Origin of the sequence: Streptomyces durmitorensis (assembly GCF_023498005.1) — a bacterium.
GTDB classification, from domain to species: Bacteria; Actinomycetota; Actinomycetes; order Streptomycetales; family Streptomycetaceae; genus Streptomyces; species Streptomyces durmitorensis.
The window spans coordinates 1798976-1824925 of record NZ_CP097289.1; the positions used below are offsets into that span (position 1 = coordinate 1798976).

General features: G+C 70.9%; 22 protein-coding genes. 9 read left to right on the plus strand and 13 right to left on the minus strand.

The features are described from left to right. Positions 1-32 precede the first annotated feature (32 nt). On the minus strand, positions 33-2621 hold the full coding sequence (locus M4V62_RS08300) for a beta-glucosidase family protein (RefSeq protein ID WP_249586586.1): 2589 nt from the start codon (positions 2619-2621) through the stop codon (positions 33-35). Positions 2622-2975: 354 nt separating this feature from the next. On the opposite strand from M4V62_RS08300, the gene M4V62_RS08305 reads away from it, so the two are divergent. The 3 genes from M4V62_RS08305 (at position 2976) to M4V62_RS08315 (ending at position 5280) form a co-directional block, all read left to right on the plus strand. Continuing rightward, positions 2976-3908 carry an NADP-dependent oxidoreductase gene (locus M4V62_RS08305; RefSeq protein ID WP_249586587.1) on the plus strand — a complete coding sequence of 311 codons (933 nt, stop codon included), beginning with the start codon at positions 2976-2978 and terminating at the stop codon, positions 3906-3908. A gap of 5 nt (positions 3909-3913) precedes the next feature. Then, on the plus strand, positions 3914-4654 hold the full coding sequence (locus M4V62_RS08310) for a GNAT family N-acetyltransferase (RefSeq protein WP_249592741.1): 741 nt from the start codon (positions 3914-3916) through the stop codon (positions 4652-4654). A 236-nt stretch (positions 4655-4890) separates the two neighbouring features. Then, positions 4891-5280, plus strand: coding sequence for a (2Fe-2S) ferredoxin domain-containing protein (locus M4V62_RS08315; RefSeq protein ID WP_249586588.1), 390 nt, complete (start codon positions 4891-4893; stop codon positions 5278-5280). A gap of 3 nt (positions 5281-5283) precedes the next feature. Here the strand turns inward: M4V62_RS08315 and M4V62_RS08320 are convergent, their stop codons facing one another. Together M4V62_RS08320 and M4V62_RS08325 are read right to left on the minus strand one after the other, a co-directional pair. Continuing rightward, positions 5284-5802, minus strand: coding sequence for an FBP domain-containing protein (locus M4V62_RS08320; RefSeq protein ID WP_249586589.1), 519 nt, complete (start codon positions 5800-5802; stop codon positions 5284-5286). A 290-nt stretch (positions 5803-6092) separates the two neighbouring features. Beyond that, on the minus strand, positions 6093-7439 hold the full coding sequence (locus M4V62_RS08325) for a 6-phospho-beta-glucosidase (RefSeq protein ID WP_249586590.1): 1347 nt from the start codon (positions 7437-7439) through the stop codon (positions 6093-6095). Positions 7440-7575: 136 nt separating this feature from the next. Between M4V62_RS08325 and M4V62_RS08330 the strand changes: the two genes are divergently transcribed. Both M4V62_RS08330 and M4V62_RS08335 read left to right on the plus strand, forming a co-directional pair. Then, a complete protein-coding gene (locus M4V62_RS08330) occupies positions 7576-8466 on the plus strand; it encodes a hypothetical protein (RefSeq protein WP_249586591.1) in 891 nt (296 codons plus the stop codon). 87 nt (positions 8467-8553) lie between these two features. Then, complete coding sequence (locus tag M4V62_RS08335) at positions 8554-9858, plus strand: MFS transporter (RefSeq protein ID WP_249586592.1); 1305 nt, start codon at positions 8554-8556, stop codon at positions 9856-9858. A gap of 55 nt (positions 9859-9913) precedes the next feature. Here the strand turns inward: M4V62_RS08335 and M4V62_RS08340 are convergent, their stop codons facing one another. From M4V62_RS08340 to M4V62_RS08360, 5 genes are all read right to left on the minus strand, one after another. Further along, positions 9914-10420: a thioesterase family protein gene (locus M4V62_RS08340; protein ID WP_249586593.1), complete on the minus strand. Its 507-nt coding sequence runs from the start codon at positions 10418-10420 to the stop codon at positions 9914-9916. Further along, on the minus strand, positions 10417-11412 hold the full coding sequence (locus M4V62_RS08345) for a 3-hydroxyacyl-CoA dehydrogenase NAD-binding domain-containing protein (protein WP_249586594.1): 996 nt from the start codon (positions 11410-11412) through the stop codon (positions 10417-10419). The genes M4V62_RS08340 and M4V62_RS08345 overlap by 4 nt, the downstream gene beginning before the upstream one ends. Positions 11413-11441: 29 nt before the next feature. Beyond that, positions 11442-12338, minus strand: a complete 897-nt coding sequence (locus M4V62_RS08350; protein ID WP_249586595.1) for a beta-keto acid cleavage family enzyme — start codon at positions 12336-12338, stop codon at positions 11442-11444. 63 nt (positions 12339-12401) lie between these two features. Beyond that, on the minus strand, positions 12402-13250 hold the full coding sequence (locus M4V62_RS08355) for a TetR/AcrR family transcriptional regulator (RefSeq protein WP_249586596.1): 849 nt from the start codon (positions 13248-13250) through the stop codon (positions 12402-12404). A 236-nt stretch (positions 13251-13486) separates the two neighbouring features. Next, positions 13487-15439: a glycoside hydrolase family 84 protein gene (locus M4V62_RS08360; RefSeq protein ID WP_249586597.1), complete on the minus strand. Its 1953-nt coding sequence runs from the start codon at positions 15437-15439 to the stop codon at positions 13487-13489. A gap of 372 nt (positions 15440-15811) precedes the next feature. Between M4V62_RS08360 and M4V62_RS08365 the strand changes: the two genes are divergently transcribed. Beyond that, a complete protein-coding gene (locus M4V62_RS08365; RefSeq protein ID WP_249586598.1) occupies positions 15812-18052 on the plus strand; it encodes a terpene synthase family protein in 2241 nt (746 codons plus the stop codon). Between the two features lie 16 nt (positions 18053-18068). Further along, positions 18069-19037, plus strand: a complete 969-nt coding sequence (locus tag M4V62_RS08370; RefSeq protein ID WP_249586599.1) for an ADP-ribosylglycohydrolase family protein — start codon at positions 18069-18071, stop codon at positions 19035-19037. Here the strand turns inward: M4V62_RS08370 and M4V62_RS08375 are convergent, their stop codons facing one another. Both M4V62_RS08375 and M4V62_RS08380 read right to left on the minus strand, forming a co-directional pair. Next, complete coding sequence (locus M4V62_RS08375) at positions 19038-19898, minus strand: metallophosphoesterase family protein (protein ID WP_249586600.1); 861 nt, start codon at positions 19896-19898, stop codon at positions 19038-19040. A gap of 40 nt (positions 19899-19938) precedes the next feature. After that, positions 19939-20574, minus strand: coding sequence for a TetR/AcrR family transcriptional regulator (locus M4V62_RS08380; protein WP_249586601.1), 636 nt, complete (start codon positions 20572-20574; stop codon positions 19939-19941). 84 nt (positions 20575-20658) lie between these two features. Here M4V62_RS08380 and M4V62_RS08385 point away from each other — a divergent pair, with 84 nt between their 5' ends. Beyond that, a complete protein-coding gene (locus M4V62_RS08385; RefSeq protein WP_249586602.1) occupies positions 20659-21042 on the plus strand; it encodes a YrdB family protein in 384 nt (127 codons plus the stop codon). 49 nt (positions 21043-21091) lie between these two features. Here the strand turns inward: M4V62_RS08385 and qcrB are convergent, their stop codons facing one another. After that, on the minus strand, positions 21092-22741 hold the full coding sequence (gene qcrB / locus M4V62_RS08390) for a cytochrome bc1 complex cytochrome b subunit (RefSeq protein ID WP_249586603.1): 1650 nt from the start codon (positions 22739-22741) through the stop codon (positions 21092-21094). A gap of 441 nt (positions 22742-23182) precedes the next feature. Here qcrB and M4V62_RS08395 point away from each other — a divergent pair, with 441 nt between their 5' ends. Beyond that, the gene (locus M4V62_RS08395; RefSeq protein ID WP_249586604.1) at positions 23183-24373 is read left to right on the plus strand and encodes a methyltransferase; all 1191 of its coding nucleotides are present in this window, start codon (positions 23183-23185) and stop codon (positions 24371-24373) included. Here M4V62_RS08395 and M4V62_RS08400 read toward each other — a convergent pair. Together M4V62_RS08400 and M4V62_RS08405 are read right to left on the minus strand one after the other, a co-directional pair. Continuing rightward, positions 24279-25373, minus strand: a complete 1095-nt coding sequence (locus M4V62_RS08400) for an LLM class flavin-dependent oxidoreductase (RefSeq protein WP_249586605.1) — start codon at positions 25371-25373, stop codon at positions 24279-24281. The two genes, M4V62_RS08395 and M4V62_RS08400, sit on opposite strands and share 95 nt — an antisense overlap. Beyond that, entirely contained in the window at positions 25373-25906 is a 534-nt protein-coding gene (locus M4V62_RS08405; RefSeq protein ID WP_249586606.1) for an SRPBCC family protein, read from the minus strand. The genes M4V62_RS08400 and M4V62_RS08405 overlap by 1 nt, the downstream gene beginning before the upstream one ends. Positions 25907-25950 lie beyond the last annotated feature (44 nt).

Here is a 25950-nt window from a genome sequence, read left to right on the forward strand (position 1 = left end):
GTGGTACTGGCGGCGATCTGGGTCCCTGCCGCTCAACGCGCCACCCCCGTCAGCCGGATGTCGCGCGACGACGACCCGACGTACACCGCGCGCCGCCCCTCGGGGCGCACCCAGCGACCGCGGTCCGTGTCCCAGTACGACAGCTGCCGCTCGGCGACGCGCACCGTGACCCGGCGCGACTGCCCCGCGCGCAGTTCGACGCGCTCGAAGGCGGCCAGCGTCTTCACGGCCATCTCGACATCGGCGCCGCGCGGCGCGCCCACGTACACCTGCGGGACTTCCGTGCCCGTGCGCCGCCCCCGGTTGGTCACCGTGAACGACACCTCGTAGCCCGTGCCCTCCCGGCGCACGGACAGGTCGCGGTAGCCGAACTCCGTGTAGGACAGGCCGTGTCCGAAGGGGAAGAGGGGCTCGATGTCCGCCTTGTCGAAGCCTCGGTAGCCGGTGAAGATGCCCTCGCTGTACGTGACCACTCCGTCGACGCCGTAGTAGCGCTCGGGGTGGGCCGGGTCCAGCGTGGGGTGGTCCGTGTCCTTCTTCGGCCAGGTCACCGTGGCCTTGCCGCCCGGGTTCGCGCGGCCGGTGAGGAGGTCGGCGGTGGACCAGCCGCCCTCCTGGCCGACGTAGCCGGTGTGCAGGATCGTGCCGACGTCGCGGCGCCAGGGCATCGTCGCCGGGCAGCCGGTGGTGAGGACGACGACCGTACGCGGGTTGGCCTTCGCGACCGCCGCGATCAGCTCGTCCTGGTGGGCGGGGAGCGTCAGCGTGGTGAAGTCGCCGCCACCGCCCACCGAGCCGCCCGAGCCGTTGAAGGCGAAGACGACCGGGGTGTGGACGCGCCGGGCCAGCTTCGCGGCGGCGGCGATGGAGGCGGTGCGCCGCTCGGGGGTCACCCAGGCGAACCGCACCTGGACCGGGCCGCGTTCGGCGATGGTCGCGGCCCAGCCGGTGGCCTTGACGACGACCTGGTAGGACGTGCCGCCGGTGAGCTCGACGGGTTCGGCCTGGCCGTTGTCGAGGCCGTCGGTGGTCGGGACGATGGAGGACCATTTGCGCGCGAAGCTGTCACGGGCGCCCGCCGCGGTCGTCAGCTCCTTGCCGTCCAGACTCAGCGAGACCGCCGCGCCCCAGCCCTGAATCTTGAGCGCGTACTCGCCCGTGGTGGGCGGCACGAAGGTGCCGGTCCACTCGGCCGTCGTACCGACGGGGAGCGCCTCGTCGCCGACGAAGTCGACGTTCCTGTCCGTTCCGGCGCCCTTGCGCGTCAGGCCCTTGGGGAACGCGGAGGCGGGGACGGCCGTGCCCGTGAGGTCGACGCCGACCTCGTACGCGATCTTCCGCTTGGTGGAGCGGCGCAGCGCGTCGAGCGGGCTGACCAGGCGCTCCTCGAAGCCGTACGCCCGCTCGCCCGAGACCGATGTGGCGACCTGGCCCGCGGTCGGGCCGATGAGCGCGAGGTCACGCAGTGCGGCGTGCGACAGCGGCAGGCCGCCGTCGTTGGCGAGCAACACCGCGCCCTGCGTGGCGACTTCGCGGGCGACGCGGGCTCCGGCCCTGACGTCGATCCTCTTGCGGGCGGGGACGCGGCTGCCGTCGAGCATGCCGAAGGCGTCGTACCGGCCGAGGATGCGGGAGACCGCGGTGTCCAGGGCGGCCTCGGGGATCGAGCCGTCCTGGATGGCTTTCTTCAGCGGCTCCCCGTAGAACGAGCCGTCCCACATCTGCATGTCCTGGCCCGCTTCGAGCGCGGCCGTGGAGTGGGTGGCGCCCCAGTCGGACGTGACGAAGCCCTTGAAGCCGAGTTCGCCGCGGAGGATGCCGGTGAGGGTCGTGCTCTGCTCGGAGTTCCACACGCCGTTGAGGTGGTTGTACGCCGACATGACGGAGGCGACGCCGGCGCGGACCACGGCCTCGAAGGCCGGCAGGTACAGCTCGTGCAGGGTGCGGTCGTCGACCACGAAGTCGTAGGAGTTCTCCGGCTTCTCGCGGTCGAACTCGTGCAGGCGCTGGTTGTTGGCGAGGAAGTGCTTGGCCTGGGCGAGCATGCCCTGCGCCTGGACGCCCTCGACCTGGGCGGCGCCGATCAGACCGTTGAGGTAGGGGTCCTCGCCGGACTGGTCCTTGTTGCGGCTGAAGAAGGGCGTGCGGGAGAGCTCGATCTGCGGGGCGAGCAGCACGTCCATGTCGAGGGTGCGGCCCTCGCGGCCCATCACCTCGCCGTACTCGCGGGCGAGTTCGAGGTTGAAGGAGGAGCCGAGCGTCGCGACCGGCGGGAGGCCGGTCGCCGACTTGGTGACGTTCACGCCAGCGGGGCCGTCACTCAGGCGCAGCTCCGGTATGCCGAGGCGCTTGACGCCCGGCAGGTACCCGGCCTGTCCGAGTCTTCGCGGGTCGGTGGCGCCGTGGACGAGGCTGATCTTCTCGTCGAGGGTGAGGCGGGCGATGAGCCCCCGGACGCGGCGCGTGGCGGCGGCCGCGCCCGGGGAGGCGGCGCCTCCGGTCCCGCCGGTGACTGCGCCTCCGGCGGCTCCGGTGGCTGCCGCGGCGGGCGTGGCCGCGGCGATCGGGCCGGCGGCGGCCACGAAGGCGAAGGCGGCTGCGGTGCCGCCCAGTTGCTTCATAAGTTCACGACGTGTGGTGGCAGGCATGGCGAAATGGCCTCCGAACGCGGCTCTGGGCATGCCGAACTGGGTCGACGACGCCAAGAGCTGAATGCGTCATCCGCGCCAGTGCGGTGTTACGGGGCCTGAGTCTTGATTGGTTGAACGGTGAAGGTCAAGGCTCGTGCCAGCAAAACTTTGTGGGTCGTTCAGTTTTGCGGTGACGGGTGGAGATCAGGGGCGGGCAGCCGCGTCGGTGCGAGTCATTGCGACCTCGTGAACGCTGTGCCGCACGGGGAATAGCGGGGCGATCATGGCGGTCGTTCAGAGTGACGCGGATACGGATGCGGATCACGGTTCGAAGCGAGGGAGCACATGTCCAAGGCGTACATATTCACCCGGTTCGGTGGCCCTGAAGTGGAGGCCTTCGTCGACCAGCAGCCACCGGAGCCCGGTCCGGGGCAGCTCCTGGTCGCGGTGCGTGCGGCCGGGGTCAACCCGGTCGACTGGAAGCTGCGGGCCGGCAAGCGGAGGCCGGGGTCGCCGCCCGCCGAGTTCCCCGAGGTGCTGGGCAGTGAGGTCGCCGGTGTGGTCGAGGCGGTCGGCGCGGGCGTCGAGGGCTTCGCGGTGGGCGACGCGGTGTTCGGCAACCCGGTCACCGGCGGTTACGCCGAGCACACCCTCCTTCCCGCCTCTCTTGCCGCGCACAAGCCGGCGGGGCTGACCTTCCCGGAGGCCGCCGCGCTGCCGGTCGCGGTGGCCACGGCGTACGACGGGGTGCGTCAGCTGGATCTGCCCGCCGGGGCGACGCTGCTGATCACCGGGGTCGGCGGTGGGGTGGGCGTGGCCGCGGCGCAGTTGGCGCGGCACTTCGGCATCCGTGTCGTGGGCACGGCGAGCGCGGGCAAGAAGGGCTTCGTCGAGTCCCTGGGTGCGGTGCATGTGCCGCCGGGGCCGGACCTGGCGGACCGGGTGCGGGCGGCCGCGCCGGGCGGCCGCGTCGACGCGGTCTTCGACCTGGTGGGCGGCGAGGATCTCGTGGCGGTGGCGTCCCTGCTCCCCGACGCGGAACGCCCGGGGAAGCTGACCACGGCCGCGGCCAAGGAGACGGTCGCCGACCTTGGCGGGGCCGCGGTCGCGCGGGCGCGGACCAGTGAGGTCCTGGAAGCGGTGGCGCGGCTTGCCGAGGACGGGGTGCTGCGGCCTCAGGTGACGGCGACGTATCCGCTGGAGCGGGCCGGTGAGGCGCTCCGAGCGGTGGAGGACGGGCATGCGCGCGGCAAGGTTGTGATCGAGGTGGGGGTGTGAGTGCGGTGAGCGGGACGGGCCTCGATGCCCCGAGCCGTGCGGTTCCCCTTCAGCAGGGGTCGCACCCCTTGGACAACCCCGCCTACGCCGCCTTGAACGGGCCCCACGCACGGTTCGCCGAGCGGCGGGGGCGCGTGGTGCGGTATCAGCTGGACGTGTCGCCGTGGCTCGGTCTGCCCGATGCTCCGGAGGCGGCCGACTGGGCGGATCTCGCCGCGCTCGCGGGACCCGGCGCGGAAGTGCCGCTGCCGGGGGTGCGGGTGGCGCTGCCGGAGGGGTGGGAGGTGACGTTCGACATGGAGGGCGTGCAGTTGGTGGACGACGGCGTGGCTGCCGCGCCCGATCCGGAGGCTGTGCGGCTCGGGGCGGACGACGTGCCGGAGATGCTTGACCTGGTCCAGCGCACGCAGCCCGGCCCCTTCCTGCCGCGCACGGTCGAGCTCGGCACGTATCTGGGCATTCGCCGCGGGGGTGCGCTCGTCGCGATGGCCGGGGAGCGGTTGCGGCCGCCGGGGTGGACGGAGATCAGCGCGGTCTGCACGGATCCGGGCCACCGGGGAGAGGGGCTCGCGTCGCGGCTGGTCCTGGCGGTGGCCGATGGCATCCGCTCACGCGGGGAGACGCCGTTCCTGCATACGTCGGCTCGGAACACCGAGGCCATCCGCCTGTACGAGTCACTGGGCTTCCGGCTGCGGCGCAGGACGCGGTTTCTTACGGCTCGGGTGCCGGTGGGGGGTGGGGGCTGAGGGACGGTGCTTGTCCGTCTGTGGGTGCGGGGCCGCACCGGTATGTCCGTCCTCGCTATCGTCCGGTGGCCGCCTGGTACTTCGGCACCGGAGTGCCGCGAACCGTGCTCCGGGCGGACATACCGGCACGTCCCCTCGCGAGCGTCGCCGCCTGCGAGTGCGTGCGGGGCTGGTCTCTCATGGTTCGGACCGGGCGTGCCGGGAGGTACGGACAACAGGGCTGAGATGATCACCGGATGAGCCCCGTCATCTCCATCGGATCCGCCGCCGCCCGCCCCTGCACACTCGTCGTGTGCCGGGGCTGCTGCTGCGGCGACGCACGCAAGCACCCCGGCACGGACCACGACTGGCATCTGGCGCGGATGCGGGCCGCCGCCGCGGAGTCGGCGGGGCGGTTCGCGGTGCGTACGAGTGAGTGCCTCGGGCCCTGCGGGCAGGCGAACATCATCGTCGTACAGCCCTCACGAGAAGGGCGTCGCAGAGGCGGCCGAGCCGTCTGGATCGGCTTCGCCATGGACGACGAGTCGATCGACGAGATAGTCGCGTGGGCCGAGGCCGGCGGCCCGGGGATCGCGGCACCGTCGGCAGCGCTCACGCTGCAGGTGGTCGATCCCCGGAAGGCCTGAGGTTCAGGCCGTCGCCGTTTTCGAGCCTTCCAGAACCTTGTCGACGAAGCCGTGCAGGTTCGCCACGGTGCGCGCGTTCTGCTCCTCCAGCGTGAGGCTCTCCTCGAAGCGGCGGGCCAGAGCCGTCGTCTTCTTGCCTCGTACGTAGAGGGAGCAGGCCAGGTCCGCGCAGATGTAGATGCCGACCGAGTTGCCCTGCCGGCCCGCGGGGCCGGACAGGGGCGCCACGAGCAGGGTGATGCCCGAGCCGGACTGCGGGGTCACGCAGACCGAGCAGATGCTGGACTTGAGCAGGCTCCTGCGTGCGCCGGTCGAGGCGCGCAGCGCGATGCCCACGTACTCGCCGTCCCGCTCCGTCACGATGTATCCGCGGTCCGGGGCCTTGGGGTCACGCCACCCGAGGAAATCCAGGTCGGACCAGGGAGTCTCCGGGAAGCCCGCAGGGAGAGTGAGTCTGCGGGCTTCGCCCTTGGAGCAGTTGACGAAGGCCGCGCGAATCTCTTTCTCGCCGATAGGTTCCATGATCCGGAATTTATCAACGCAACCGCCGAGCCGTCCTCCCCTTTTCCGCCGGGGGAGGCACCTGGGCGGAGACCAGCCCACAAGCACGCGCGGTCGGCGACGCACGCGAGGGGACGTGCCGGTATGTCCGCCCGGAGCACGGTTCGCAGGACTCCCCCGCCGAAGTAGCCCCGCGGCCACCGGACGATAGCGAGGACGGACATACCGGCGCGGCCCCGCCCCCAAAACGCACCCGCACCGCCCCGCCCAAGGCGCCCGAGCCCGAGCCCGAGCCCGCCCCCGAGCCAGGATCACCCCAAGTACCCCAACCCCGGATGTACCGCCCGATACCCCTCCACCAACCGCCGCGCCACCGCCACGGAATCCACCAGCGGATGCAGCGCGAACGCCTTCACGGCCGTGGCGCGAGAGCCGCTCTCCGCAGCGGAGAGCACCTCCCGCTCCACCGCCTTCACCGCGCACACGAGCCCCGTCGCATGCCCCGGCAGCGGATCGACCGCCATGGGATGCGCGCCGTTGGCGTCGACGGAGCACGGCACCTCGATCACCGCGTCGGCGTCCAGCGCCGAAAGCGTCGTGCGGTTGCGGACGTTGAGGATCAGCGTCGTCCGCTCGTCCCGCGCGATCGCCCGCATCAGGGCGAGGGCGACCTTCTCGTACCCCCCGGATTCAAGATCCTCCGCCGCACGCTCCCCCACCCCCGCGGCCTCCCGGTTCTCGGCCATGTACGTGGCCTCACGCTCCGCACGCGTCGTGTCCCAGGCCTTGAGTGCCGAGGTGGAGGACTCAGCCCGCCCCAACGTCTCGTAGAACCGCGCCTGTTGATCCCGCAGGAACGCCCCCCGCGTCTGCTCGGCCTCCTGATAGGCGCGGACCGCCTCGCGGTTGAAGTAGTAGTAGTGCAAGTACTCGTTGGGGATGGCCCCCAGGGACTGGAGCCACTCCGCGCCGAAGAGCCGCCCCTCCTCGAACGAGCCCAGCATCTCCGCGTCACCCAACAACCGCGGCAGCTCGTCGCGTCCCGCGATCCGCAGGCCCCGCAGCCAGCCGAGGTGGTTGAGTCCGACGTAGTCGATGAACGCCTCGTCGGGGTTGCCGCCCAGCATGCGTGCCACGCGGCGCCCCAGGCCCACCGGCGAGTCGCAGATGCCGATGACGCGGTCGCCGATGTGCCGGGACATCGCTTCGGTGACCAGGCCCGCGGGGTTGGTGAAGTTGATGACCCACGCGTCCGGGGCGAGCCGCCGCACGCGGCGCGCGATGTCGACGGCCACGGGCACGGTCCGCAGGCCGTACGCGATACCGCCCGCCCCCACGGTCTCCTGGCCGAGGACCCCCTCCGCGAGAGCGACCCGCTCGTCGGCCGCACGCCCCTCAAGACCCCCCACCCGGATCGCGGAGAAGACGAAGTCCGCCCCGCGCAAGGCCGCGTCGAGGTCGGTGGTGGCCGTGACGGCGGGCGCGTCCGGCACCCCGGCCGCCTGTTCGGCGAGGACCCGGGCGACCGCGCCGAGCCGGCCCGCGTCCAGGTCGTGCAGCACGACCTCCGTGACCCGGCCTTCGGCATGGTCACCGAGCAGCGCGCCGTACACGAGCGGAACGCGGAATCCGCCGCCACCGAGAATGACCAGCTTCACGTCTCGACCACCTTCTGTCGGTACAGCTCACGCACATCTGTCGATCTGTCGACCTGTCAGAACCCAACCGTCGACAGAGGTCACGTTACGTACGATTGCCCGGCAGCGATCGACCCCCCACGGAGGTAGCGCACCGATGACACCCCTCAAGACGTCCGCGAAGGCATCCGCCGCACTACTGGGCGCCCTCACCCTGGCCCTGGCAACCGGCACCAGCGCCTCCGCTTCCGCTTCCGCCGACACCGCCCCGAGATCCCCCGGCGGCTGGCAGGAGTCCGGCGTCTCGTCCGTCAACTCCCTCACCGGCAGCCAAGGTCTCGCGAGCCGCGCAGACGGCAGCCTCCTCTACCGTGGCCTCGCCTCGATCCCGCTCGACCTGCGGATCAAGGGCTGGAGCCATGTCGGCGACCCGGACATAGCCGCCGGCCACACCGTCGACGCCTACCAGGGCGGCGACGACGCGAAGTCGAAGATGTTCGCCGTCACGACACCCGGCGGGAAGCGCTACCTCTACGAGCACCAGCTCGACGCCGGAGAGAAACTCAACAACTCCTTCGCGGCACTCTCGCCCGGCAACCAGTGGCTGGTGTCGGGCGAATGGGGCGACCAGAACCGCCTCCAGGTCTTCCCCGCCCCGCTCCTCAACTCCTCGACCCCGCCCACCGGCGGCGCGCTCCCGCAGGCCGGGCAGATCACGCTCGACAAGCCGGTGCGCGACATCCAGGGCTGCGACTTCGTCTCCGCCACCCGCCTCGTCTGCGCGTCCAACGACGCGTCGAAGGAGCTGTGGCCCGAGGACCGTCCCGTCCTCCAGGTGGACCTGGAGCACGCACTCGACGGGAAGCCCGTCACGGGGAAGGTCTCCAGCCTGTTCGCCGCCCCGCAACGGAGCCTCTGCAGCGGCACGTTCGAGACGGAGGGCGTCGACTACGACTCCGAACGGCGCACTCTGCGCGCCGAGGTCGTGCCGCCCGCGCCGTGCCTGGTGACGACGTCGGTCTACTCGTACAAGCCGACCACGGGCTGACCGCCGACCACCCGCACGAGCTGACCCGCACACACTCTGAACACACCTGACGTGTGCCGACGGGACCGGCGGGGGATGGTCGCGATCATGACACAGCAACACCGGCACGAACCCGTGACCGACACACTCCCCGCCACGCCCCGCCGCCCGATACGGCAGCTGCTCGCCGCGTCGGTGGGCAACGCCGTCGAGTGGTACGACTGGTACGCGTACACGTTCCTCGCGACGTACATCGCGGACCAGGTCTTCCCCAAGAGCTCGGGGAACTCCCTCGTACCGCTGCTCTCCACGTTCGCCGTCTTCGCGGTCGGCTTCTTCATGCGGCCGGTCGGCGGCCTGCTCATGGGCGCGGTCGCCGACCGGCGCGGCAGGCGCGCCGCGCTGACCGTCACGATCCTGCTGATGGGCGGCAGCAGCCTGCTGGTCGGCCTGACGCCGACGTACGCGTCCGTGGGGGTGCTCGCGCCGGTGGTCCTCGTCCTGGCGCGACTGCTCCAAGGCCTGTCCGTGGGCGGTGAGTTCGCGGCGTCGACGACCTTCCTCGTCGAGTCCGCGGGGCCCGGACGGCGCGGGCTCTTCTCCAGCTTCCAGTACGTGTCGACGAGCGCGGGTCAGCTCGCCGCGTCCGGCGTCGCGGCCCTGCTCGTCAGCACGCTCTCCGACGGGCAGATGGACGGCTGGGGCTGGCGGCTGCCGTTCGTGATCGGGGCCGTGCTCAGTCTGGTCGGCTTCTGGATCAGGCAGGGCGCGTACGAGACCCACCAGGCACCCCAGGACGCTTCGGAACGCCCCGGCCTGTTCGACGCGTTGCGCAAGCACCCACGCCAGTCCCTGCTCATCTGCGGCATCACCGCCGGTGGCACGATCGCGTACTACACCTGGACGTCGTACCTGCCGACGTACGCCGAGCTCAACACCGGCATCAGCAAGAGCCAGGCACTCCTGTCCGGCACGCTCTCGCTCGCGTTCTTCGCGCTGCTCCAGCCGGTCGGCGGACTGCTCTCCGACCGCGTCGGCCGCAGGCCGCTCCTGCTCTTCTTCGGGCTCGGCTTCGCCGTCCTGAGCGTGCCGCTGCTCCGGTCCCTGAACGGCTCGTTCGGTTCGCTGCTCATGGTGCAGTGCGCGGGCATGGTGCTGCTCACCGGATTCACGTCGATCTCGGCCGCCGTGAACGCGGAGATCTTCCCCGCGAGGGTTCGGGCGGCCGGGATCGGGTTTCCGTACTCACTCACCGTGGCACTGTTCGGCGGCACGGCCCCGTACATGGGAACCCTGTTCAAGGAGATCGGCTCTCCCGGGCTCTTCCCCTGGTACGTGGCCGTGCTGTGCCTGGCGTCGTCGGCCGTTTACGTGCGCCTGCCGGAAACGGCGCACAAAGAGCTCGAACGGTGAGGATTCTTTTGAACTGCGGCCCGGATGTGGCCGGTCGCGCAGTTCCCCGCGCCCCTTACGGGGCCTTGGGAACTGCCCCGATGGAGCGGCCCGCCCACTCCGGGGCCGGTTCCGCGAGGGTCGTCAGGTGGTCGCGGATCGTGTCCGGGAACGGGGTCGTCCGGCCCGCGTTCTGGTCGACGTGGAGGGCCAGGATTTCGGTGGTCGCCGCCGGAGCCGCGTCCGGGGGTATCTCCGCGTCGGCTTCCTCCACGACGTACAGCTCGTGGGTGAAGCGTGCCTTCTTGGCGTCCGCGCCCAGGATGCGGGTGCGGACCGCGAGGTGGGCGCCCTCCGCGACGTCGTCGAGGTAGCGGATGTGCGCCTCGACCGTGTAGAGGGAACAGCCGGTGGACTCGCGATATCCCGCGTGCAGGCCGGTCTCGATCATCATGGCGTCGGTGGCGTAGCCGAAGACGAGGACGTAGAACGCCTCGCTCATGTGGCCGTTGTAGTCGATCCACTCGGGCCGTACGGTCCGGTGGAGGAGGGGCAGCGGCTCGTGGGGCGTGGACTCGCTCACTTGGTGTCCTCCTGTGCCGTGCGCTGCTGGGGCAGGCGTCCCGTCGCCCGCAGTACGTCGATGACTCCCTGGTCACGCTCGGCGACCAGGTCGGCGATGGTCCTGCCGTCCGCCGCGTCGTCACATCCGGCGACCACGGCGTCGTACAACTCCTTGTCCAGCTCGGGTGCTTCGAGGCGCGTCCACGGCGACTTCAGGGACGGGCCGAAGTGGTCGAGCATGTGGGCCATGCCGCCCTCGCCGCCCGCGAGCGCGAAGGTGAGCATGGGGCCCATGAACGCCCAGCGCAGACCGGGGCCCTCGGTGATGGAGTCGTCGATCTCCTTCACCGTGGCCTCGCCGTTGGCGACCATGTGCAGCGCCTCGCGCCAGAGCGCCTCCTGGAGGCGGTTGGCTATGAAGCCGGGCACCTCGCTCGCCATGGTGATCACGGACTTGCCCGCGACCTCGTAGAAGCGGGAGGTCCAAGTGACCGCGTGCGGTGCCGTCCTGTCGCCGCCCACCACCTCGACGAGCGGGATCAGGTAGGGCGGGTTGAAGGGGTGTCCGACGACGAGGCGGCCGGGGTCGGTGGCCTCGGTCTGCATGTCGGTCATCGGGTAGCCGGAGGTGGAGGAGGCGATGACGACTCCGGCGGGCGCGGCGGCGTCGAGCTGTGCCAGCAGATCCCGCTTGAGCTCCAGCTTCTCGGGGGCGCTCTCCTGCACGAACTGGGCGTCGGCGACGGCCTCTTGGAGGGTGGCGGTGACGGTGAGCCGGTCCGGGGAGGCCCCTTCGGCGAGGCCGAGCTGCGTCAGCGCGGGCCAGGCGGCGTCGACCAGGCGGCGGAGCTTGTGCTCGGCGTCGGGGGCCGGGTCCCAGGCGGTGACGTCGTAGCCACGGGCGAGGTAGTGGGCGACCCAGCCGCCGCCGATCACTCCGGCGCCTACGCAGGCGATACGGCGTACGTCTTCGGGGGCGCAGGGGGCGGGAGGCGTGGTGATGTCGTTCATGGAGAGGGTCCTACTCGTCGTGGGGGAGGTCAGGCGCGGGACTTGAGGCCGAGCTTCTGGCGGGCCTCGTCCGGCGTCGCGACGCGCGAGCCGAGGTTCTCGGTGATCTGCACGGCACGCTCGACGAGTTGGGCGTTGGAGACCTTGTTGCCCTTGCCGAGGTAGAGGTTGTCCTCAAGGCCGACGCGGACCTGGCCGCCGAGCAGGATGGACTGGGCGACCCACGGCATCTGCATACGGCCGAGCGCGAAGCTGGCCCACTGGGCCCCTTCGGGGAGCATGTTGACCATGGCCTGGAGGACACCCGGGTCGGCGGGGGCGCCCCACGGGATGCCCATGCAGAGCTGGAAGACGGTGGGGTTGTCGAGCAGCCCTTCCGCGAGGAGCTGCTTGGCGAACCAGAGCTGACCGGTGTCGAAGATCTCCAACTCGGGCCGTACGCCGAGCTCCTGGATGCGCTTGGCGCCCTGACGGAGCATGTCGGGGGTGGAGATGTAGAGGTTGTCGCCGAAGTTGAGCGAGCCGCAGTCCAGGGTGCAGATGTCGGGCAGCAGGTCCTCGACGTGCGGGAGGCGCTCCAGGCCGCCCACGAGGTCGGTGCCGGGCAGCTCACCGAGGCCCTTCAGCGGCTGGACGGGGTCGATGACGAGGTCGCCGCCCATGCCCGCGGTGAGATTGATGACGACGTCGGTGCCGGTCTCCTTGATGCGCTCGACGACCTCGCGGTAGAGGCGCGGGTCGCGCGAGGGGTCGCCGGTCTCGGGGTCGCGCACGTGGATGTGCACGACGGCGGCGCCGGCCTCGGCGGCCTCCACGGCGGAGGTGGCTATCTGCTCGGGGGTGACCGGGACGTGGGGACTCTTGCGTACGGTGTCGCCCGCGCCGGTGAGGGCGGCGGTGATGATGACGTCTTGATTCACGGGCATGGTGAACTCTCCCTCAGAGGTGGGGTGTTGGGGTGCCGGGGTGTGAGAGGCGTCGCGGGGCGGCTACGCGCCGCGCGGCGCGGCGAGCGTCGCGTCCACGTACACGAGCAGCGCCTCGTGCATGTCGTCGGGGGTCGTGCCGTCGGTGCCTGGCGTGGAGGCGAGCACCTGGGTGGCGAGGCCGTCGATCAGCGCGGTGAGCCGGAGCGCGGCGGACTGCGGATCGACGAGGCGGAACACGCCCTGGTCGACACCGCGCCGGATGACGTCGGCGACGGTCGCGCGCCACTGGCGGTAGTAGTCGGCGTGCAGCCGTCCGACGGCGGTGGAGCGGGCGGCCTCCGCCCACAGGTCGAGCCAGACGCTCCACTGCCAGCGCTGCTGCGGGCTGCGCGGCGTCTGGAGCTCGATCAGCTGACGCAGCTCGTCGGCGGCGTCGGCCGCGTCGGCGATGCGGGCAGCGCGGCGTGCGGTGTCCTCGTCCATGCACCAGCGGACGGCGGCCTCCAGGAGGTCGTCGCGCCCCGGGAAGTGGTAATGGATGGCGGCGGTGCTGGTGGCGCAGGCTTCGGCGATGTCCGCGACGCGTACGGCGTGGAAGCCGCGCTCGGCCACGAGGCGCACGGTTTCGCGGACGATCTGGAGGGGGCGGCCGCCTTCCGGGGCGGCGGCGGTGCGTTCCCGGCGGGCCGGGGGTGCCACGTGCTGGGTGCCCAGGAGCCAGCCCGCGTCCACGCCGCCGGTGTCCGCGATGCGGGCCAGCTCCGCCGCGGTGAAGCGGCGGGTGCCGCCGAGGGAGCGGGAGAGCTTGGAGGGGTCCATCACGATGCGGCGGGCGAATTCGCGCTGGGTCGCGCCGGCGTCGGCGATGACCTTGCGGACTCGGTCCGCGACCTCGGGGTCTTGCTGCATGGGCGGTCACGCTACCTGGACGTTGCGCTGATCGCAATCCGCAGGGTGCTCCTTTTGGCAGCTGAACCAGCAGATTGCGATGCTGACTGACGCCTCAGTCATCGCAATCGGGGTGCCTCTGCCCAGGGGGCACAACGAGGGCGACGGGACCATAGACGCCACCCACCCGCTCCCCCCTGCACTGCGGGGTAAACGGGTGGGCGGGTGGGAGAGAAATCCGCCAAGAAGCCCAGGGGCTAGGTCCTGTCCTGGACCCCCTGGACGAACTGATCCAGGAACGGGTCAGCGATCTTCACCGCGCCCAGTTGGTGATGCTCCGCCGGGTCCACGGATATCGCACGCGCCTGTCCCGCGAGGGACTCCATCGCCGCACGCTCCCGCGCGACCTCCGCACCGTCCCCCTCCTCGGCAGCGGACAGCGCCGCGAGCCCATGCCCCAGCGCGGCACCCCACAGCTCCGTCGCGTCCAGCCACTGCTTCGCGTCATGGAGGAACTGCGCGTCCGGCACCCCGGAGCGCAGCACCGCGGGGACCTTCTCGATCTCCCGAGCGGTGGGCCGCAACGCCCGCAGGGCCCCGGCGGGATCACTCTCGTACCGCTTCCAGAAGGCATCCAGCTTCGGCCCGAGCACGGGCGACTGCGGCTGCCAGTTCGACTCGCCGAACGTGGGCGCCGCGTGGTTGAGGTCCACGAACGTCCGCACCGCGTCGGCGACCCGCTTGTCGCCCCCGGCGAGATACAGCGCGGCCTGCCGCCCCGACCGCTCCCGCTCGTACCCGCGGTCGTTCCACGAGAAGTCGTTCATGGTGAAGACGGCGAGCTTGCTGGCTCCTTCCTGGTTCATCGGGTTGGACACGATGCCGCTCAGGTGACCGGACAGGCCGGGCTCACGCTTGTCGTAGGGCGCGAGCAGCAGCCGCCCCGCCGTGCGCGCGAAGTCGTTCACCGGGTAGTTGTCCCAGACGAACACCTTCCGCCCGAACAGCTCGGCGGCCTTCTCCGCCTGGGAGTTGGTGATCTCCGGCGGCACCACGTCCGTGCCGGTCCACATCACCTCCACGGCGCCGTCGAGCTCGGCCCGCATCGTCTGCTTGTACGCGGTGTCCGTGAGGTCGCCGTACTCCGTGGGCACCATCTGCAGCGGATTGGCCCCCTCGTGCTGCGCGATGAAGTCCCGCTGGATGGTGTTGAGGAGCCCCACCTGCGCCTTGGCCGCGGGGCCACGGCCGGGCTCGCCGAACTTCGCCTTGTCGGCGTCGCAGTTCCACTTGGTGTAGCTGATGTCGTCCAGCGGAACGGAGAAGGACCGCACCCCCAGGTCGTACATCGCCTGGAGCTTCGCCGTCAGCGCCTTGACGTCCGCCGGGTCCGAGTAGCAGATGGAGCCGCCCGGGGAGACCGCGAAGGTGAAGCGCACGTGGTTGGCGGTCGCGCGGTCGATCAGCTTGCCCAGCTCGGTGAGCTTGTCCGCGGGGTAGGGGTCGCGCCACTTCTCGCGGTGGTAGGGGTCGTCCTTGGGCGCGTAGACGTACGTATTGGCCTTGGTGTCGCCCAGGAAGTCCATCTGGTCGAGGCGTTCGGCCTCGGTCCAGGGCGGTCCGTAGAACCCCTCGATGCTGCCGCGCAGCGGCATGGCGGGGAAGTCGGAGATCTCCGCCCCCGCTATCCGCCCCTTGGAGATCAGCTGGCCGAGGGTCTGCGCCGCGTAGAACTGGCCCGTCGCGTCCTTGCCGCCGAGTGCGACGGTGCGGTGCTTCGCCCGCAGCGCGTATCCCTCGGCCTGTTCCGGCACCTTCGTCGCGCCGAGCGCCTTCGCGATGTCGGGCCGGGCCGCCGTGCCGAGCAGGACGGTCAGCGGGGCACGGCCCGACGCCTTCGCGCGTACGTCGATGTCGCGCACCCCGTGGGCACGCAGCGTCTGGGTGACGCGGCTCCGCGCCGCCTCGTCCGTTTCGTCACCGACGACGAGTTCGGCGCGCCGCGCGAGCGGCACGTCGTCGCCGGCGCGGGCCATGTGCTGCGGGGTCGGGGAGACGACGGGGAGCCGGTGGGCCGCGGATTCCCCCTGCGCGGTATCCCCTTGGGCCGACGCGGGTGCGGCGAACGCCGCCGGCGCCAGCGGAACGGCGAGGACGGCCAGCGCGAGGAGCGCCGTACGCGGTCTGAGCGCGCGGGTGGGGCGTGTCATGGAACCTCCGGGCTTCGGGATGGGGGTGCGGGTGCGGTGGGGCACGTCCCGTTGGCAACGTTGTCCACGGGCGAGGAGGGTTGTCGAACTGCTGGTGACCGCTGAGCTGAAGCGCTTGAGCGCCAGCAGGCTAGATCGAGAAAGATGCCGTGTACAAGGGGGCGTGGGCCGTCACATTCCCATGAGGTGACGGGTATTGACGAGGCCTTGTTTCTGCTTCACCCTCGCGCCCGGCCGAACTCCACGCACGGGCCATGTGTTTGAACTCCGTGCGTCACGCGTTGGTGTGACGCTCGTGCGATCACCGCATCGGTCACCCCCTCGCGGGTAGTGCTCCGCTGCCCGTAAGCCACCGCGCGAGGAGAACGCCGAATGTCGCAGCCCTTCGAACTGCCCAGCTTCTACATGGCGCATCCCGCCGGACTCAACCCCCATGTGGAAGAGGCCAGGGAGCACTCCAGGAAGTGGGCGCGCGACATGGGGATGCTGGAGGGGTCGGGCGTCTGGGAGCAGAGCGATCTGGACGCCCACGACTACGCGCTGCTGTGCGCGTACACCCACCCCGACTGCGGCAGTCCCGCCCTGTCCCTGATCACCGACTGGTATGTGTGGGTGTTCTTCTTCGACGACCACTTCCTCGAACTGTTCAAGCGGACCCAGGACCGCGAGGGCGGCAAGGCCTATCTCGACCGGCTGCCCGCCTTCATGCCGATGGACATGACCGCGCCCGTGCCGGAGCCTACGAATCCCGTGGAGGCGGGTCTCGCGGACCTGTGGGCGCGCACGGTGCCGTTCATGTCCAAGGACTGGCGGGCGCGGTTCGCGGAGAGCACGGAGAATCTGCTCAACGAATCCCTGTGGGAGCTCTCGAACATCAACGAGGGCCGGGTCGCCAACCCCGTCGAGTACATCGAGATGCGCCGCAAGGTGGGCGGCGCGCCCTGGTCGGCGGGGCTCGTCGAGTACGCGACGGGCGCCGAGGTCCCCCCGGCCGTCGCCGGTTCCAGGCCGCTGCGCGTGCTCAAGGAGACGTTCTCCGACGCCGTGCACCTGCGCAACGACCTCTTCTCGTACCAGCGGGAGATCGAGGACGAGGGCGAACTCTCCAACGGCGTCCTGGTCCTTGAGAAGTTCCTCGACTGCACCACACAGGAGGCGGCCGAGGCCGTCAACGACCTCCTGACCTCGCGGATGCAGCAGTTCGAGCACACGGCGCTGACCGAACTCGCCCCGCTCTTCGCCCAGACCGGGCTGCCCGCGAAGCAGTGCGCGGACGTGCTCGCGTACACCAAGGGTCTTCAGGACTGGCAGTCCGGCGGGCACGAGTGGCACATGGTGTCCAGCCGCTACATGAACAAGGGCGGCGCCGCACCTTCGCCGCTCGCGGGGCCCACGGGCCCCGGCACGTCAGCCGCCGGGATCAAGGCGCTCATCGCGACCACGGGTGCGGAGCGGCTGCGCGGCTACACCCATGTCCCCTTCCAGCGGGTCGGGCCGTCCCGGCTCCCCGACTTCGACCTGCCGTTCGAGACCCGGCTCTCGCCGCACCTGGAGGCTTCGCGTCCGCGCACCGTGCAGTGGGCGGAGCGGATGGGCATGCTCGAACCGCAGGCAGGGGTGCCGAGTTCGGACATCTGGGACGCACGCAAGCTGGAGGGCTACGACTTCCCGCTCTGCTCGGCGGGCCTCGACCCGGACGCGACACTCGACGCCCTCGACCTGAGCGCGCACTGGCTGACCTGGGGAACGTACGGGGACGACTACTTCCCCGTGGTCTTCGGCAGGCCCCGCGACCTCGCGGGAGCCAAGCTCTGCAACGACCGGCTCTCGCTCTTCATGCCGCTGGACCTCACCGGCATGCCGGCGCCGACGAGCGCGCTGGAGCGGGGCCTTGCCGACCTGTGGGTGCGCACCGCGGCCCCGATGGACGAGGAGGCGCGCCGCACGCTGCGGACCGCCATCGAGGTCATGACGGCCAGCTGGCTCTGGGAGCTGGACAACCAGGCGCAGAACCGTATCCCCGACCCCGTCGACTACATCGAAATGCGCCGCCTCACCTTCGGCGCCCCGCTCACGATGAGCCTGTGCCGCCTCGGCAACGGCCCGCAGGTCCCCCAGGAGATCTACCGCACGGGCCCGATGCAGGCCCTGGAGAACGCGGCGAGCGACTACTCGGCCCTGATGAACGACGTCTTCTCGTACCAGAAGGAGATCGAGTACGAGGGCGAGGTCCACAACGGCATCCTCGTCGTCCAGAACTTCTTCGGCTGCGACTATCCGGCGGCGCTCGGCATCATCGACGACCTGATGAGGTCGCGGCTGAGCCAGTTCCAGCACGTCGCGGCCCACGAACTGCCCGTCCTGTACGACGACTTCGACCTGCCGCAGGAGACGCGGGACATCCTCGACGGCTATGTGCGCGATCTCGAGAACTGGATGGCGGGCATCTACACCTGGCACCGCGACTGCCGCCGCTACCGCGAGGAGGATCTGTCGCACGGCCCGCTGCGGACGCCGTCGGGGTTCGGCATGGCGGCCGTACGTCCGGACTGGCTGCGGGAGTTCGGTCTCGCCGTCGACCGTCAGATGGAAGGGACGGTCAGCCTGCCCTGATGAGTAGCCTGCCCTCATGAGTCTCCTCCCTGACCGCGCCCAGCGCGCCGCGGGCGCCCTCGTCGGATCCGCCGTGGGCGACGCGCTGGGGGCGCCCTTCGAGTTCGGGCTCGCGGGTGACTTCTCCGCGCGTTTCCCCGGGCCCGGCCGGGGCGGGGAGATGTGCGGTGGCGGCGGCTGGGACGCCGGGGAGGCGACGGACGACACGCAGATGGCGGTGCACGTCGCCGACTCGCTGCTCGCGCACGCGGGGCTCGATCTGCCGGACATCTTCGGCCGGTTCCAGCGGTGGGCGGCGGCCGAGCCCAAGGACATCGGCCTCCAGACGGAGGACGTCCTGACGAACGGACTGCCGTGGGACCTCGCCGCCCAGGTCCACTTCCAGGTCAACACGCGGGCCGCGGGCAACGGTTCGCTGATGCGCGCCACGACGGCGGCCCTCTACTTCGCCCTGGACGGACGCGAGGCCACGATGGACGCGGCCCGCAGCATCGCCGCCCTCACGCACGGCGACCGTGCGGCCTGGGAAGGCACGGCGATCTTCCACGAGCTGCTGCGCCTGACGCTGGAGGGCGCCGATCCCCTGGACCGCCTTCCGCAGACGCTGGCCCTGGTCCACCCGGACCACCGCGACCGGTACGCGCTCGCGCTGGCCCCCTACTGGCACCCGGACGACGCCACCGAGTTCAACGGCGCCGTCTGGCCCTGTCTGGGCTCGGCGGTCTGGGCGCTGCGCGCCACGTCCACGTACGAGGACGCGGTCCGCGCGGCGGTCGATCTCGGCGGCGACACGGACACGGTGGCCGCGGTCACCGGCGCCCTTGCCGGTGCCCGTTACGGCCTCGCCGCGATCCCCGCCCGCTGGACGGCTCCCCTGCACGTCCCGCTCCCGGGCTCCGCCAGGCCGGGCCGGACGCTGCGCCTCGCCGACCTGGTCGATCTCGCCCACCGCCTCGACGCGCCCCGGACGGCCCGGACCGGCTGACTATCCGCCCTCGCGCGGCTCCGGCAGGATCTGGCGTAGCCGCGGGTCGGGGTGAAAGTCGCGGCGCCACTCGCGCGGGTAGCCGACCGAGACCTCCTGGAAGCGGACTCCGTCGTGCCAGGTGGTGCGGGGGATGTGCAGATGGCCGTAGACGACGGCCGCCGCCTCGTACTTCACGTGCCAGTCGGCGGTGAGCTCGGTGCCGCACCACAGGGCGAACTCCGGGTAGTGCAGGATCCGCGTGGGGTCGCGCACCAGTGGCCAGTGGTTGATGAGCACCGTGGGCAGGCCGGGCGTCCGCCGGGCGAGCATCTTCTCGGTGAACGCCACGCGGGCGCGGCACCAGTCGTCACGGCTTGGGTAGGGGTCGGGGTGCAGCAGCATCTCGTCGGTGCAGACGACGCCCGCCTCGTGCGCGGCCTCCAGCGCGTCCCGCTTCGCGTACGTGCCTTCGGGGCGGAACGTGTAGTCGTAGAGCAGGAACAGCGGGGCCACGGTGACCGGGCCGCCCGCGCCGCGCCATACCGGGTAGGGGTCCTCCGGGGTCGCGGCACCCAAGGAGCGGCACAGGTCCACGAGGTGGCGGTAGCGGGCCTCGCCGCGCAACTGGTTCGGGTCGTCGTGGGGCGTCCACAGTTCGTGGTTGCCCGGGGTCCACACCACTTTGGCGAAGCGGTCGGTGAGGGTGCGCATCGCCCATTCGACGTCGGCCATGCGCTCGGCGGTGTCCCCTGCGACGATCAGCCAGTCCTCGTCGGTCTCCGGGCGCAGGGAATCGAGGAACTTCCGGTTGTCGTCGTACGCGACGTGCAGATCGCTGATGGCGTATAACTTCGGCGTCTTCTCAGGTACTTGTGTCACTCTGTGAGGCTAACCGCAGTGCTGACGCGGCGTGGCTCGATCAGCTTCGTTCGGCGCGCGGGGACGGGGTACGGGCTCCGGCCAGGACCTGGTCGACGAGGCGGGAGGCGTAGTCGCCGCCGAAGGGCTCGCCGGTGATCAGCAGTCGGTAGTAGACCGCGCCCGCCAGCTCGTCGAAGATCACGTCCGGCCGGGCGTCGGGGTTCAGGTCACCGCGTGCCCGTGCGCTCTCCAGGAGCGCGAGCGGCAGGGCGTTGCGGCGGGCGAAGACCGCCCGTACCGCCTGGCCCACGTCCGGATGGCGGGCGGCGGCCGCGACGATCTCCGCGACCAGGCCGGCCGAGCGGTCGCCCGGCTCCCTGCCCCTGCCGACCCGGCGCATGCGGTCAAGGCCCGCCACGATGGCTTCGAGGTACGTCACCAGGTCGTGCCGGATGTTTCCGGTGTCCGTCACCGGGACGTCGTCCTGGATCTTGGCGACGACGGCGACGATGAGGTGGTCCTTGGTGGGCCAGCGCCGGTAGAGCGTGGTCTTGGCGACCCCGGCCCGCTGGGCGACCTCGTCGATCGAGTAGCCGTCGTACCCGCGCTCCAGGAGCAGTTCGTGCGCCGCCTCAAGGATGCGGGCGTCGGTTCCTTCACCCCGGGGGCGGCCGCGTCGGGCGGTGGTGGTCATGGCCGTGAGTTTAACCGGCCCCTTACTTACGAAACTGCCGTAGCGTAATTATGATGCACCCAAGTCGCCTACTTTGGAGGCACGTTGACCACCGTCGCCCTGGCCTACAACCCGGCCATGCTGCTGATCCGCTTCCTCTTCGAACTCTTCGCGCTGGGCTGTCTCGGTCTGTGGGCCTGGCGCAGGACACCGTCGCCGTGGCGCTGGCTCACCGTCGTCGCGTTACCCGTCCTCGTCGGCTGGGCCTGGGGCGCCTTCGCCGTCTCCGGCGACGAGTCACGCTCGGGCGAGACCGACTACGAGACCCCGGGTCCGATCCGCCTGCTCCTCGAACTCGCCGTGTTCTTCGGGGCGGTAGCGGCCCTCTACCAGCTGGAGATCCGCCGGGTCGCCCGCTGGTTCCTCATCGCCCTCGTCGTCTACCACGTCCTCGCCTACGACCGGGTGTGGTGGCTCCTGACGAAGTGACGGGGTGACGCCTCGCCACCCCGCCACTGGCACCCGTCAGTGGTGCCCGTCAGTGGTGCCCGTCCCCGCCGCCCTGCTGGATCTCCAGATACTCCTCGGGGGTCGCCTTGGGCACCTGCGCCGACGGTCCGTACATGGCCCGCCCGAGGCGCGCCCGCATCCGTTCGCCCCGGGTGACCTTGCGCGCCACGCCCTGCGCGTCGACCTCGGGGCCGATCTCGTACGGCTTGGGCTGCTCGTGCGCGGTCAGGGTGTACAGCTCGCCCTGCGAGAGCGGGACATGCACCTCCACGTACTCACCATGGGGCAGGCGCTTGATCGTGCCGCTCTCCCGGCCGTGCAGCGCCTTCTCGCGGTCGCGGAGCTGCAGCCCCATGCACCATCGATGGGTCACGAAGAAGGCGAGCACCGGACCGACGAAGCACGCGATCCGCACGAACCACGTGATCCCGTTGATGGAGAGATGGAAATGCGTGGCCCAGATGTCGTTGCCGCCGCCGACCATCAGTACGGCGAACAGCGTCAGCCACGCCACGCCGAGCCCGGTACGCACCGGGGCGTTGCGCGGCCGGTCCGCTATGTGGTGCTCACGCTTGTCGCCGGTGACCCAGGCCTCGATGAACGGATAGACGGCGATGGCCATCAGGATCAGCGGGAAGAGCGAGAACGGGATGAAGACACCCAGTTCGAGCGTGTGCCCCCAGGCGTTGATCTCCCAGCTGGGCATCACCCGGATCAGACCTTCGGAGAAGCCCAGATACCAGTCGGGTTGAGCGCCCGTGGAGACCAGGTCCGGGCGGTAGGGCCCGATCACCCACACGGGGTTGATGGTGGCGACCGCACCCATGATCGCCAGGATGCCGAAGACCAGGAAGAAGAAGCCGCCCGCCTTGGCGATGTAGATGGGCAGGAAGGGCGCCCCGACCACGTTCTTCTCGGTCTTGCCCGGCCCGGCGAACTGGGTGTGCTTGTGGTAGAAGACCAGGATCAGGTGGGCGACGACGAGCCCCAGCATGATCCCCGGCAGCAGCAGGACATGGACGCTGAAGAGCCGCGGAATGATGGCGTCGCCCGGGAACTCTCCGCCGAAGAGGAAGAAGGAGAGGTACGTCCCCACGACCGGGACGGACAGGATCGCCCCCTGTGCGAAGCGGATGCCGGTGCCCGAGAGCAGGTCGTCCGGGAGCGAGTAGCCGGTGAGGCCGGTGATGATCCCGAGGAACAGCAGCGTCCAGCCGAACAGCCAGTTGACCTCACGCGGCTTGCGGAAGGCGCCGGTGAAGAACACCCGCATCATGTGCACGAGCATGGCGGCGACGAAGACGATGGCGGCCCAGTGGTGGATCTGCCGAATCAGCAGCCCGCCGCGCACTTCCATGCTGATCTCGACCGTGGACTCGAACGCCCGGGTCATCTGGATGCCCTTGAGCGGCGTGTAGACGCCGTCGTAGATGACCTCGGATCCGCTCGGCTCGAAGAACAGCGTCAGGTAGATGCCGGTGAGGATCAGGATCAGGAAGCTGTAGAGGCAGATCTCCCCGAACATGAAGGACCAGTGGTCGGGGAAGATCTTGCGCATCTGGCTCTTGGCCAGGGTGTTGGTGCCGAGGCGGCCGTCCGCCCAGTCGGCGACCCGCTCCCCTTTGCCGGCCGGAGCCGGACGTTTGCTGTCCCGGGTGTGCTCGACGCTTCCGCTCATTCGTCTCCCCCTCCGGCGGCTACCAGGCTAGATCAAGGGGTTCCCCGCGCCAACAGGCCCTGCCCGACCGGTAGTTGAGGATCATCGGACGCACTGGTCAGGCCCGGCAGGGTCGCCGGATCCAAGGGACCGAGAAGTCGATTGCCCGGCCGCCGTCCCGTGTGAGACATTCGCTCCTCCTCACGGCCCGTCTCCACGGCCACCCCACAGCCGTCTCCGCGGCCATCTCCACGGCCGTCTCCGCGGCCATCTCCGCGGCCATCTCCGCGGCCATCTCCTCAAGGAGCCCGTCATGACGCTCGGCACGGTGCCCGGCCTGGTGCTCGGCGACGCCCCCCGCACTTCGACGCGGGAGCCGCACCGCCTTTCCTGAGCCGACCGCTCCCGCTCCTTGTCGAGTGCTGTTCGTGCCCCCGCACGTTCACTCTCCGAGGAGTATCTGTGTCCGAGATCCACTGGATCGACGGCGACACCGAGCACACCGCCCGCTGGCACTCCGAGACCGGAATGCCCGCGCCCCGCCATGTCGTCCCGGCCGACGACCGCATGAACGCGTCCACCGCCCACCGCCTCGCCTGCGAGGGCACCGCCCTGCTCTGGCAGGGGGACTACCACCAGGCGCGCCAGTTGCTGCGCGCGATGGGCCGCCGGATCGACCGCAAGGCCCCCGTGGCCGCCTCCGCGCAGGCGGCCTTCCACCTCCAGCGCCGCGCCAGTGGCCACCGGGCCCGTGTGCTCGGCAGGCTCGTCGTGCCGCTCGGCGCGGACCACACGCTCGCCCTGCGCAGGGCCCCGGATGTCCGGGCCGCCTGCGAGGAGGCGTACGGCCCGCCCCTGCCGACCCCGTCGGTGGTCTCGCTGCGGGAGCTGCTCGGTGTGCTCGGCGCGCACCAGTGGCGGGCCAAGGGGGTGGACGTTCCCGCGATCGGCGCCCGGATCCATCCGCACTACGGGGTGTTCTCGCCGGTCAGGGGCGAGTACGTCGACCTGGTGGCGCAGGCGCCGCTGCCGCGCGCCGCCTCACTCGGAGCACCGGCCTTCGACCTCGGCACGGGCACCGGCGTCCTGGCCGCGGTCCTCGCCCACCGGGGCGTGCGGCGCGTCGTGGCCACCGACAACAGCCCCCGCGCGCTGGCCTGCGCCCGCGCCAACATGAGCCGCCTCGGCCTGACCGGCCAGGTGGAGATCGCAGGTGGCGGGGCACTCTTCCCGCCCGGCCGCGCCGCCGTCGTCGTGTGCAACCCGCCCTGGCTCCCCGCGAAGCCCAACTCGGCCTTGGAGCAAGGCGTCTACGACCCCAAGGGCGCCATGCTCCACGCCTTCCTGACGGGCCTGGCCGCTCATCTGCTGCCCGGCGGCGAAGGCTGGCTGATCATGTCGGACCTGGCCGAGCACCTGGGCCTGCGCGCACCCGGCGAACTCCCTTCGGCCATCGCCGACGCGGGCCTGCGGGTCGCCGACCGCCTCGACACCCGGCCACGCCACCCCCGGGCATCCGACCCCGCGGACCCCCTGCACGCGGCACGCGCCGCCGAGGTCACGTCGCTGTGGCGCCTGACGGCCCAGCGGCCGGAGCACTCCCCTGCCCGTCCACCTCACGGACCAGGTCGATCGCCCGGCCCAGGGTCGTGAGCCGCGACTCCAGGCTCTCGCCCGCAGGGTAGAAGCGGACCGTGTCCACGCCCGCGTCGCGCCACACCCTCAGCCGCTCGCGGACCATGTCCTCGGTGCCGATGAGGGTGGTGGCGAGGACCATGTCGTCGGTGATCAGGGCCGCGGCACCGGCGCGGTCGCCGGACTGCCAGCGGGTGCGGACCTGTGCCGCGATGTCGGCCCAACCCTGCCTGCTGTAGGCGTTGTTGTAGTAGTTGGTGGTGGCCGAGCCCATGCCGCCCAGGCTGAAGGCGAGTTCCGCCTTGCGGCTCGCGACCATCGTGCGCAGCGCGTCCTCGTCGTCGGCGAAGGCCACTTCGGCGCCCTGGCAGATGTTCAGGTCGCCGCGGGTGCGGCCGGAGGCGGCGAGACCGGCGTCGAGGTGGTCGAAGTAGGCCTCCTTGGCGCCCTCGGGGACGAAGCTGGTGCCGAGCCAGCCGTCGGCGACCTCGCCGGTCAGGCGCAGCATCTTGGGCGAGAGGGTGGCCAGGTAGATGGGCAGTTCGTGCTCGGCGCGCATCGAAAGGCGCATGGGCCTGGCCTCGCCGCCGGGCAGCGGGATGGTGAACTCCCGTCCCGCGTACGAGATCTTCTCCCCCGCGGCCGCCTGGCGGACGATCTCCACGGTCTCCCGCATCCGGGTGAGCGGCCGGGCGAACGGCACTCCGTGCAGGCCCTCGATCACCTGCGGCCCCGACGGGCCGAGCCCGAGGACGAAGCGCCCGTCGGAGATGTTCGACAGGGTGATCGCCGCTCGGGCGATGGCCGCCGGTGTCCGCGTCGCGAGCTGGATGATGCCGGAGCCGAGCAGCATCCGTTCCGTGCGCGCGGCCAAGTAGCCGAGCGGGGACGGCGCTTCGGAGCCCCATGCCTCGGCGACCCAGCAGATGTCCATCCCCAGCTTCTCGGCCTCGGTGACGAAGTCGACGGTCTCCCGCCAGTTCGCCCCGGACGCCTCGATGGTCGTCGACGTGCGCATCACGCGTCCGCCTCTCCGGAGGCGGCGCCCTCGGCCAGTTTCTTGATCGCGTCCAGCGTGGCCGCCATGTTCTGCTCGAACTCCCGCATCCGTACGTACACGATCTTCTGCTCCTTCTCCGGCATCCGGTCGATCGCGTACGACAGGCCCGAGCGGCCGGGACCCATCTGCATCCACTGGGTCAGCTCGGTGCCGCCGTCGTCCGCCGCCCGGAGGCTGAACCGCCAGACGGCGCTGGGCTGTTCGGGATCCTCGACCGCCCAGGCGAACACGCGCGGGGCCTCGCACTCCACGACGTACGACGTGGTCTCCCACGCGCCGAACGACGCGTGCTCGCTGCGGCCGATGAAGCGGGCGCCGAGCACGGGCCAGGTCGTCCCGTCCAGCCACTCGACCGACCGCAGCTCGGTGCTCAGGGTGGGCATCAGGCCGATGTCGGAGACCAGTTCCCACACGTGCTCCGGTGACGCGGCGATCCGTGTGCGCACCTCGGTCGTCGGCGTGTCCGCGTAGCGCGCGCCTGTCCACTCCATCGTGGGTCGCCTCTCTGTAGTCGCTGACCACGAGAGTTGCGTAG